The sequence below is a fragment of the Mesorhizobium sp. M0184 genome, assembly GCF_040322215.1.
In the GTDB taxonomy this organism is placed as follows: domain Bacteria; phylum Pseudomonadota; class Alphaproteobacteria; order Rhizobiales; family Rhizobiaceae; genus Mesorhizobium.
This window is the reverse complement of sequence record NZ_JAMYSZ010000042.1, coordinates 31,270-42,230: the sequence shown is the minus strand read 5'-3', so window position 1 is coordinate 42,230 and position 10,961 is coordinate 31,270. Positions and strand designations below refer to the sequence as shown.

Sequence of the window (10,961 nt, the reverse complement as noted above, 5' to 3'; positions counted from 1 at the left end):
TCGCCAAGTCGGCAATCGCCCTGCCGGTTCCCGGCTTCACGCGGCCCGAGCAGGTCGCGGACAATCTCGGTGCGCTGGAGAAAGGCCCGCTGCCGGCAGCGGTGATGGCCGAGATCGACGCCGTGCTGAAAATTGCCGAGACCGCCTAGTGCGGCGAATCCGAAATTCGGACCACGTTGGAGCAAAACTGCACACGAAAGTTCCGTTTTCGTTCCTACGATGGGGCGGTCGACGGGTGTCGTGAGGCGCCGTTTGATGCTATTCGAGGGTGCGAGGCGATAACGGTTTCCGATATATTCGGTCGTCGGTCGCAGGACCGTACGGAACGATGCGGGAATACTGGCGATTCTGGTCCACGAAAACGCCAATAAAATCAATGTTTTTGGCGCATCCTCCGGGCCCACCATTGTCGTTATTTATCAATGACTTAGCATCATATTTTGGTTTGGTTGGCCAAGTCAATATTGGCGAACCACGGTGTATCGCGTTGATTTTATTGATTTATGGTAGGCTCCCGAGGACTGCCGATCGATTTGCTGCGCGAGCGTAGCGCATTCGTGCAGTCTTCCAGTCAACGGACGAACTTATGCAAATCCCTGCTCACACATCTGAACTTGGCTCGCACTTTCCGACCGTTGAGACTCACAACAACTGCGACCCTTCGGAGCCCGCTGTCGGCTTATTTTACCCCATTCCCTACACGCGCCATAGATAGGTCCATCCCAAAGCTGGCTCGATTGGCGGGCCGCGCCTCACGCCAGACGATCTATTAGGCTGCGCACGGCCTTCAGACCCACAAGGACGACAAAGGCGCTGCCGCAAGCTCGTCGCCGAAGGGCACGAGATCGGAAATTCAAGCGTGCATGCCGCCCACTGGCAACAAATGATGTGGTCGGACGTTTGGGCACAAGCGGTGTCGGGCACCTGAAGGCGCACTAGCCAGGCGGAAGGTATTCCGAGGCCGGCGGACCTGAAGATTTCCCGCTTCTTAGCCGTCCAGGCGATTTGACACTGTATCGCCAAGGGAGAAGAAAATGGCTAAAGGTCATTCCAAATTAGACGGGCCGGATCTGGTCCAGGGCGTCGCGTTCGCCGATCTTCCCGATGGCGGCAAGTTCGTCGGCCATTGTGGCAACGAGCAGGTACTGCTGGTGCGCCGCGGGGCTGAGGTCTTCGCCATCGGGGCGGCATGTACACATTACGGTGGGCCGCTCGTCGACGGTCTTGTGGTGGGGGATACTGTCCGGTGTCCGTGGCATCACGCGTGCTTCGATTTGCGCACTGGCGAGGCCTTGCATGCCCCCGCCTTCAATCCAATCGCATGCTGGTCGGTGGAACTACGCGATGAACGGATATTTGTGGGCGAGAAGCGCAAGCGGACGGCACCGAAGCAGCGCGATAAAGGCTCCGGCCAGGTTCCCGAGAATATCGTCATTGTCGGCGGCGGCGCGGCCGGTTTCGCAGCGGCCGAAAAACTGCGGCGCGAACACTATCATGGCAGCATCGTCATGCTCAGCAACGACGAAGCGCCACCCGTTGATCGGCCCAATCTTTCCAAAGATTACCTCGCCGGCAAAGCACCGGAGGATTGGATCCCGCTCCGCCGGGAGAGCTTCTACTCAAAGAACGATATCGATCTGCATCTCAATGCGGACGTCGTCAGCATCGATGCACGTTCTGGCGAGGTTGTACTCGCTGATGGCGCCCGGACCCCCTATGACAGGCTGCTGCTTGCGACCGGAGCCGAACCGGTCCGCCTCGCTATCCCCGGCGCCGACCAGCCACAGGTTCACACGCTGCGCTCGCTCGCAGATTGCAAGGCGATCATCGAGCGAGCCACGACTGCGCGCCGCGCCGTCGTGCTTGGCGCCAGTTTCATTGGCCTGGAAGTTGCCGCGGCCCTGCGCTTGCGCGACATCGAAGTTCATGTCGTGGCACCGGAGAGACGGCCCATGGAGCGGGTCCTTGGTCCGCAAATGGGCGACTTCATCCGCGCCCTCCATGAGCAGAATGGTGTCTTATTCCGTCTCGAAGATACCGCGAGCAGCATCGACGGCACCAACGTGAAACTAAGTAGTGGCAATACGTTGACGGCAGATTTCGTCGTCGTCGGCATCGGCGTGCGACCGCGGACTGGGCTTGCCGAGAAGGCAGGGCTGACCGTTGACGACGGGGTCGTCGTGAACGCGTTTCTGGAGACGAGCGCGCCAGGGATCTTCGCCGCCGGTGACATTGCGCGGTGGCCCGATCCTCACACTGGCGAGAACATTCGGGTCGAGCATTGGGTGGTAGCAGAGAGGCAGGGGCAAACCGCAGCACTCAACATACTCGGCCATCGCGAGAAATTCGTCGCCGTGCCGTTCTTTTGGAGCCAGCATTACGATATTCCCATCAACTATGTCGGTCATGCCGGACAATGGGACGAGATCGCGGTCGATGGAGACATCATTGCCAAAGATTGCCTGCTGCGCTTCAAGCGCAAAGGGCGCACGCTGGCTGTCGCTTCGATCTCCCGCGACATCGAAAGTCTAGAGACAGAGGTGGAAATGGAGCGCCAATGACCTAGCGAAGTGCAAGCTGTTATCCGCCTTCCGTGGCGATCAACATCCAATTGCGCTTCCTCGAGGATGTCACAGGCGAACGTCCACGCATCGATCACCTTAATGATCCCCTGGGGATCGCCAGCAACGATCGCATCATTGGGCCGAGCGTGTAACGCTGGCCAGGTCGGAAACGAAGCGAACAGCAATCTCAGCGGTATCATCTCCTTGAGAGCGTTGACGACCCGTCGCTTCGCTCGTTCCGATGGACGTCAGCCGCAGCATCCTCCCGACCCCGGCGTTCTGCAATCGCTCGCGACCTAATCCGCGCGCTGCGTTCGCTCGGCTTCGTCACCTCTTCCTCTCTACCTAGGCGGAAATCAGAGTCGCCGCCGCTCCGGGCGGGAGAGTCGCAAGAGACCCTGTTGGCCTCCTCGACGGCAAATCGACGTCGGCATAGCGCGACGAGGGTGCGGGTGGTGGACAGTACGACAGCATCGCACGCTAAATCCGCAAGCGTTCCTTCGCACACCTTGCGCACGATTGTATACGAAAATGAAGAATAATGTTGACAATTTTCCAATCCAGGTTTCCCTTTAAGGCATCCGCGCAGCCGATGAGCAAAACACAAAGCGCGATAACCAGAAGGGGAATGCAGAATGATCAACCGACGCGCGACTCTCAAATCGATGGCGCTTGGCGCCGTCTCGACCCTGGCCATCGCCGCCATGGGTATCCCGTCCGTGCAGGCCCAGAACAAGGAACTGAAGATCGGATTCGTCGGTGTCACAAGCGGCTCCGCCGCCGCCTGGGGCACATCGAATGTGCGTTCAATGCAGACGCGTGCCGCCTGGCTCAACGAAACCGGCGGCGTCAAGATCGGTGACAGCACCTACAACGTCAACATCGTTACCTTCGACGATCAGAAAGACCCAAAGCGCGCCATCGCCGGCATGGAGAAGATGGCTCAGGAGGGCATCCACTATGTGGTCGGCCCGAATGTCGATGACGGTGCCGCCGCCGTGCGTCCGGTCGCCGAGGCCAACGGCATCATTTATTTCCCGTACGCTTTCCCGAAGGCGCTTTATCAGAAGCCTGCCTCGAATGCCGTGCTCGGCATGATCGCCAACTATCAATCGGGCCCGGCGATCTACAAATATCTCAAGGAAAAAAAGGGGGTGAAGACGATCGCCTTCGTTGCCGCCAATGAATCGGATCCGTTGAGCCAGCGCGATGGTGGCGTCGAGGCAGCCAAGGCGTTGGGCCTCGAGATTGTCGCCCAGAACGACACCTATCAGAACGACACGCGCGACTTCACGCCGGTGCTCACGCCGATCGTTTCGCTGAAGCCCGACCTGCTGGTGCTATCCGGCGTCGCGCCCGCCAATGCGCCGCTGCTCATCCGCGCCGCCCGTGAGCTCGGTTTCGAGGGCCTGATCTCGACCGAAACGGCGCAGGACGCCAAGGTTCTGGAGGAGGGCGCTGGCGAGTACGCCAACGGCTTCATCTCCGTCGGTGGCGCCTCCACGCCGGAAATCGCCTCCGACACGATGAAGGAATTCGTCGACCGCTACACCAAGATGTTCGGCGAATACAATGACGAGTCCAATACCAAGGTCTATGCGCTCGAATACATCCTCGAAACGCTGAAGGCCAATCCGGCGGCAATCGACAATGTCGAGGAGTTCAAGAAGACCATCGACACCTTCTCGGCTCCCAACCCTTACCTGAAAGGCGACGCCAAGCTGAGCTATGTTGGGACGACCTCTTTCGGCCAGAAGCGTCAGCTCGCGGTGCCGATGGTTGTCAATGAGTACAAGGACGGCGCCTTCCAGACCCTGTTCGTCGGCTCGGTTGATTAGGGTTAGGTTCCTGCGGTTATTTCCTCCCGCGTTGCCGGGGGCCCGGAGCATGTTCCGGGTCCCTCGGAAGATCGAAGGCGTCAATGGAACAGGTCATCGCCAACGGATTCTACCTCGGTGCCCAATATGCGCTGATCGCACTGGGGCTCACGCTTATCTTCGCCTTGATGAACGTGCTCAACTTCGCCCATGGGCAGATGTATGTGCTGGGCGGGTTCATCACCTACACAATCTACGGACAACTCGGGCTGCCTTTTGTTGTGGCGCTGCTGGCGTCCGGCGTGACGCTCGCTGTCGTCGGCGCGCTGATGGAGAAATTCCTCTTCCGAACTGTCATCAGGCGAAGTCTACGCGAAGAAAGCACAATGCTGCTCGCGGCGGCAACGGCATTCTTTTTTGACGCGGTCATCCTGCTGTTGTTCGGTGAAAAACAGCGCGGTGTCCCCAAGATCGTCAAGGGCGTGTTCAACGAGGGCGGCATCATCATGCCCTATGACCGTATGGTCGTCGGCGTGCTCGCACTGGTCTTCATCGCGGCCTTTGTCCTCTACATGCAGTACAGCAGGGTCGGGCGAGCCATGCGGGCGCTGGCCCAGGATCGGGTCGCCGCCCAATTGATGGGCGTTCAGGTCGACCGCTATTCGATGATCGGCTTCGCCATGGGCGCCATGCTGGCGGGCATCGTCGGCGGTCTTTTGGTCACCATCACTGGCGTCAATTCCGGCATCGGCGGGCCGATCTCGATCAAGGCCTTCATGATGGTGATGATCGGCGGCGCCGGCGTTGTCGGCGGTGCGATCGCCGGCGGCTTCATCCTTGGCATGATGGAGTCGGTCGGCCTCACCGTGCTGCGCCAATATGGCGACGTCACTTACCTCGTCATCTTCGCCGCGCTGATGGTGTTCCTGTCGATCCGCCCCAACGGGCTGATGGGCAAGCCGTGGGGTTGATGGTGCCATGACGCGTAGCGTGAAAATCGCCCCGGTTGCCGCCTTTCTGGCGATCGTCTTCATCGCCGTGCCGGTTCTGATCTCGGCCAGCGGCCGGATCGACCTCTATTACACGCTCACCTCGGTGGCGTTGCTTAGCATCGCCAGTGCCGGCGTGTGGCTCACTTTCTACATCGGCCGGATCAATATCGGCCAGGGCGCGTATGCGCTGATGGGTGGCTACGTCTCGGCCATACTTGTGGTGACCTATGGCTGGTCGTTCTGGCTGACGCTGCCGGTCGCCGGCCTGTTTTGCGCGGCCGCAAGCGTGCTTATCGGCCTGCCGATCCTGCGCCTGCGCGGCGTCTACTTCGCCATGGTGACGCTGGTGCTGACCGAGGTTGCGCGGCTTCTGGCGCTGGCGCTGCCGATCACCAACGGTGCCAAGGGCATGGTCAGCATCCCGCTGCCTGGGGCGCTCACGATTCTGGGCCTCACCATCATCCCGGATTTCGCCACGTTGCATAATTCTCGGCTGGCCTTCTACCTGCTGGCGGTCGCGCTTATGCTGGTCTGTTTCGCGGTGGTGTACCGGCTGGTTCATTCGCGCGTCGGCAAGCTCTGCCAGTCGCTCCAGCAGAACGAAGATCTGGCCTCGTCGATCGGCGTCAATATCGCCTATCTGCGCGTCATAGCCTATGCCGTCTCGTCCTTCTTCGGCGGCGTCGCCGGTGCGATCTTCGCCGCCATCTCGCAGTCGATCTATCCGTCGAGCTTCACGGTCACCGACTCTGTCAACTTCATGCTGAACTGCTTCCTCGGCGGGCTCGGCTACGTATTCGGGCCGATGCTCGGCACGCTGGTGCTTTATTTCGGCTGGGACCTCCTGTTCCAGACTGGCCGGTTCCAGCTTCTGATCTACTCGACCTTGATGATCGTGCTGATGCTGTTTCTGCCCAATGGGCTGCTCAGCCTTGCGGCCACGACCCGGAAGAAGGGTTGAGCCATGGCCGATCTGCTTGAGGTCTCGGCTCTGACGAAACGCTTCGGCGGTCTCGTCGCGGTCAACAACATCTCCTTTTCGGTGCGCGAGAAGGAGATTCTGTCGGTCATCGGTCCCAACGGCGCCGGCAAGTCGACGCTATTCAAGCTGATCTCGTCGTTCCTCAGGCCGACATCGGGCGAAGTGCGCTTAAAGGGCGAGCGCATCTCCGATCTCGCGCCGCACATAGCCGCACGCAAAGGCGTCGTCCGGACGTTTCAGGAAACGACGATCTTCAAAAACATGAGCGTGCGCGACAACGTCATCATCGCTCACCATCTGCGCTCCACCGCGAGCCTGCTTGGCTTCTTCCTCGGTACTGGCACGGCTAAGGCCGACGAGGCAGCCTTTGGCGCATCAGCCGACGAGATTCTGGCGTTGCTTGGCCTGTCGTCGCTCGCCGGCGAAATCGCCCGAAACTTGCCGCACGGTCACTTGCGGGCTCTCGGCATCGCCATCGGCCTCGCCACGAGCCCGTCGATCCTGCTGCTTGACGAGCCCTTCGCCGGGATGAACCACGACGAGACGATGAGAATGGTGGCGATGGTCAGACGGTTGCGCGAGCGCGGCCTCACCATCCTTCTGGTCGAGCACGACATGCCTGCCGTAATGAAGATTTCTGACCGCATCGTCGTCTTGAATTTCGGCCAGAAGATCGCCGAGGGAACGCCAGCGGAAATCCAGAACAATGACAAGGTGATCGAGGCTTATCTCGGCAGCGAAGACGAGGCCATCGGGCTATGAACCAGATCCTGAAATTTGCTGATGTCCAACTCTACTATGATCACGTCTACGCGCTGAAGGGCGTGTCGCTGGAAGTCAATGAGGGCGAGACCGTCGCGTTGGTCGGCGCCAATGGCGCCGGCAAGTCGTCGATCCTTCGCGCCATTACTGGGCTGCGCAAGATCAAGTCCGGCGAGATCCACTACAATGGCCGGCGCATCGACGCCGCCGCCCCCGATGCGATCGTCAAGATGGGCATCGCCATGGTGCCGGAGGGACGCCGTGTCTTCCCTTACATGTCGGTCAAGGACAATCTCCTTATGGGCGCCTTCACCCGATCCGACAAGGCCGAGATCGCTGGCTCGCTGGAAATGGTGCTTGGCCGCTTCCCCCGCCTCAAGGAGCGCTATTCGCAAGCCGCCGGCACGATGAGCGGCGGCGAGCAGCAGATGCTGGTCATCGGCCGCGCGCTGATGGCCAAGCCGCGTCTGCTGCTGCTCGACGAGCCGTCGCTGGGCGTCGCGCCCAAGCTCGTCCAGGACCTTGCCCGCTCGATCGTGGCGATCAATCGCGACGAGAAAGTCAGCGTTCTGCTGGTCGAGCAGAACTCACGCATGGCGCTGCGCATTTCCCAGAGAGCCTATGCGCTGACTACCGGCAGCGTTGCGCTGAGTGGGAACTCCGCTGATTTGCTGACCGACGAACGGGTCAAGCATCTTTATCTCGGCGGCGAGATTTGAGGCTGATCGGCATGCGCATACTCGTCATCAATCCCAACACGACCGCATCGATGACCGCCAAGATCGGCAAGGTCGCGGCGAGCGTCGCTTCTGCCGGGACGGAAATCGTTTCGGTGAATCCCGGCGATGGTCCGCCGAGCATCGAAGGCTATTACGACGAAGTCTTCGCTATTCCGGGTATCGTCGCCGAAATGAGCAAGGCGGCCGCTATCGATGCCTATGTCATCGCATGTTTCGACGATACCGGGCTGGACGCGGCACGTTGCGCCGCCGAGGCCCCGGTCATCGGCATCGGCGAGGCCGCCTTCCACCTCGCTAGTCTCGTCGCCGGCAAGTTCAGCGTCGTGACGACGCTCGCCCGCTCCGTCCCCGCGATCGAGCACAACCTGGCGAAATACGGCCTCGCGTCGCGCTGCGCGAAAGTCAGGTCGTCGGAAGTTGCCGTGCTCGATCTCGAACTGCCGGGCTCGGACGCCAGGGCCAGAATCTCGGACGAGATCGCGCGCGCCATCAACGAGGACAGGGCGGAGGCGATCGTTCTTGGCTGCGCAGGCATGGCCGATCTGGCAAGCAGCCTATCGGAGGAACACGGCGTTCCCGTACTCGACGGTGTCGCCTGCGCGGTCACCTTGGCAGAGAGCCTTTTCAGAGTCGGTCTGAGGACATCGAAGATTGGTGGCTACGCTGCTCCCCGCGGCAAACGGTTTTCGGGCATCTATGAATCGCTGTCTCCGGCGGGCGCTGCGGCAGCTATACCGCCGACCCAGAACGCGCCTGGCCCCACAAATTGAGATACTGTGTCCCGGGATTGACCGCCACGTAAGCGATACTAGATTGCATCGACCGTTGAGCTGTTTGGGATGAATCAGGCAGTATCGTGCCTGCGCGTTGAGAAGCATGTTGACAGTGCTCAGAGAAGAAGACCGCGACGAAAAACCGGCAGCCCGCTGGTCGCCGATTTACTATGGTCTGAGAGATGCCATCGTCAGCCACCGTCTCGCCCCTGGCACCAAGCTGCCGGAAGATGAGCTGGCGTCGATCTATTCGGTGAGCCGAACCGTCATTCGTGCCGCCCTGCAAGCTCTGGCTCATGACCGGTTGGCGCGGCTGGAGCCAAACCGCGGCGCCTTCGTGGCCCAGCCATCGACGGTGGAAGCGCGAGAGGTATTCGAGGCACGAGCGCTGATTGAACCAAAGGTGGCTTGGCTTGCCGCGAAGGCAGCAGTGCCATCCGACATTGCGCAGTTGCGGCAGCATCTCGAGAGGGAGCATGAAGCACTTCACGCCGGCCGGGACAGTGAGGCGATCATGCTGTCGGCACGTTTCCACGTAGGCGTCGCCGAAATCGCTGCACATTCGGTGTTCACCAAATTCGTTCGCGACCTTGTCTCTCATTCTTCTCTCATCATCGCACTCTACTGGAAACGGCGCGACGCGACCTGTGAGAAACACGCCCATCACGCTCTGGTCGATGCAATCGAAGCAGGGCGTAGTTCCCAAGCGGCCGGCCTGATGACCAGCCATCTGGTCGACCTCCTGTCGGGGCTCGACCTCACAGACAAAATAGAAAAGTCAGACAACCTCTCGGATTTGCTTCGTCCGTAGAACAGGAGAGGACACAGCACTGCTGTACCCGAACAGCGCCAATTGCCGGCGCTGCCCGGATTATGGTCTCACGAGTTTTCGGCGCTTGATGCAGTGGGAGTGACGCCCAAGGAAACGGATCGAAAGAAGCGGGATTGGCAAGCGCGCTCCGCGCTAGCATAGTCCAGGCTCGTGAGATGGCGGTAGTTCAGGTCGCCGACCAAGTCCAGTGCCCAGATGTATTCCGCCCCCAATTGCTTCATTGACTAATCTTGGGAAGAGGGCACTTCAATGAAGGGAAAGGTTCGGTCCCTGCGCAGGCTTACCTCGATGTGACGCGATTACTCCAATTGAAGAGGCTAAATGACTGAAGTGGTGGACTTTTTTGCGGACAGAATGACCGAGAGTGAGCGGGCAGGATCGAAGCGGATCGTAGCGTAGGGAAACATCGGATGCCGGCGCGCAGCATCGTGTCATGGCGTAGAAAAGGCGGGGCTCGCCGGGCTGAACGAAACCGCGAACTTATGTGTTGCAGATTGCCCTCAAAGCTACGCCAGAGCCCTCCGTCAGGATGCGGAAGCGTGATCGCGACCGCGCCGAGCGGATCCGGCTTGCCGGTGGCCCAAAGCCGACATTGAGGGAACGCGCCGTCTCGCTCGCTCTTGAGAACGGCGAAGTCCGGACAAAAGACCTGACCGACATCGGCGTTCCTCGCTGCTACCTCGCCCGCATGTGCAAGGAAAGCTTCCTCGTGAAGGTGGGCTATGGGAGCTACCGTGTGGCAGTTCCCAAACAGGGCCTCAAGCTAGTCCGCCATGCAGCTTAAATCGGGGTGCCGCATCTGCTATGTCGTTGACGATCGCTGCGCGCGCCTCGGCGCTGTCGCGCTTATCAAGTGCTGCAAGAAGCTTCTCATGATGCCTCACCGGGCGGCCGCGGAATACTGGCGCGCGCTGTGCCATTTGGTGCTGACGAAGCGGTTGTGACATGTTCGGCAGCCCGCGGGATAGGGCCGCGATGTTCGACTGTCTGGCTGTCGCGGTACCATACGGAACGATACGGGAAGATTTCCGACTTTGGCCCACGAAAAAGCCAATGAAATCAACAATCTTGGTACATCCTCCGGGCCCACCATATTATTGCATATCAATATGTTACGCTTAATTCTTCGGGTTTGAATTGAGCGCTGTCGGGTAAATCCGTGACTTTTAGCGAAATGATTTTGGGCCCGTTCGTCGATTTTCTCCGTCTCGTTGATGGCACCCGTCACAGGTAGCTCAACACTCCCGGCTTCAAAAGACCCTTCAGCGATGCGTACGGCAATCGGCGGCAACGACGTGCAATTAGGCGGGTTCTGAACTCGGCCGTAGTCTCAAAATGCCCTTGTGCGGAGCAAAGTGTGGATCCATCCGCTTGCAGGTTCATGACCCTTCGCCAATCGCCGCTCCAGTCGCGAGCGGAATACCGGCACCAATTGCACCGGCCGCGGCGGTCCGTAGACCGCGGCTGCGGCCCGGTCATCCGCTGGCCGGGTAGTATCG

At 60.1% G+C, this 10,961-nt stretch carries 9 protein-coding genes and 1 pseudogene; all 10 read left to right on the top strand.

Annotation, left to right across the window (positions count from 1 at the left end):
• Positions 1–149: pseudogene (locus tag NKJ23_RS30930) on the top strand (aldo/keto reductase); the annotation flags it as partial.
• Positions 150–1,034: 885 nt separating this feature from the next.
• Positions 1,035–2,561 carry an FAD-dependent oxidoreductase gene (locus NKJ23_RS30925; protein WP_352684485.1) on the top strand — a complete coding sequence of 509 codons (1,527 nt, stop codon included), beginning with the start codon at positions 1,035–1,037 and terminating at the stop codon, positions 2,559–2,561.
• Positions 2,562–3,199: 638 nt separating this feature from the next.
• The gene (locus NKJ23_RS30920; protein WP_352621169.1) at positions 3,200–4,402 is read left to right on the top strand and encodes an ABC transporter substrate-binding protein; all 1,203 of its coding nucleotides are present in this window, start codon (positions 3,200–3,202) and stop codon (positions 4,400–4,402) included.
• Positions 4,403–4,485: 83 nt separating this feature from the next.
• On the top strand, positions 4,486–5,352 hold the full coding sequence (locus tag NKJ23_RS30915; protein ID WP_023679424.1) for a branched-chain amino acid ABC transporter permease: 867 nt from the start codon (positions 4,486–4,488) through the stop codon (positions 5,350–5,352).
• 7 nt (positions 5,353–5,359) lie between these two features.
• Complete coding sequence (locus tag NKJ23_RS30910; RefSeq protein WP_023679425.1) at positions 5,360–6,334, top strand: branched-chain amino acid ABC transporter permease; 975 nt, start codon at positions 5,360–5,362, stop codon at positions 6,332–6,334.
• A 3-nt stretch (positions 6,335–6,337) separates the two neighbouring features.
• Positions 6,338–7,117 (top strand): ABC transporter ATP-binding protein, encoded by a 780-nt coding sequence (locus NKJ23_RS30905; protein ID WP_023679426.1) that lies wholly within the window; start codon positions 6,338–6,340, stop codon positions 7,115–7,117.
• Positions 7,114–7,836: an ABC transporter ATP-binding protein gene (locus NKJ23_RS30900; RefSeq protein WP_023679427.1), complete on the top strand. Its 723-nt coding sequence runs from the start codon at positions 7,114–7,116 to the stop codon at positions 7,834–7,836. Before NKJ23_RS30905 ends, NKJ23_RS30900 begins: the two co-directional genes overlap by 4 nt.
• An 11-nt stretch (positions 7,837–7,847) precedes the next feature.
• Positions 7,848–8,627, top strand: a complete 780-nt coding sequence (locus NKJ23_RS30895) for an aspartate/glutamate racemase family protein (protein ID WP_031212558.1) — start codon at positions 7,848–7,850, stop codon at positions 8,625–8,627.
• A gap of 106 nt (positions 8,628–8,733) precedes the next feature.
• A complete protein-coding gene (locus tag NKJ23_RS30890; protein WP_352684483.1) occupies positions 8,734–9,441 on the top strand; it encodes a GntR family transcriptional regulator in 708 nt (235 codons plus the stop codon).
• Between the two features lie 550 nt (positions 9,442–9,991).
• Positions 9,992–10,246 (top strand): hypothetical protein, encoded by a 255-nt coding sequence (locus tag NKJ23_RS30885; protein WP_352684482.1) that lies wholly within the window; start codon positions 9,992–9,994, stop codon positions 10,244–10,246.
• The last annotated feature ends 715 nt before the right edge of the window (positions 10,247–10,961 follow it).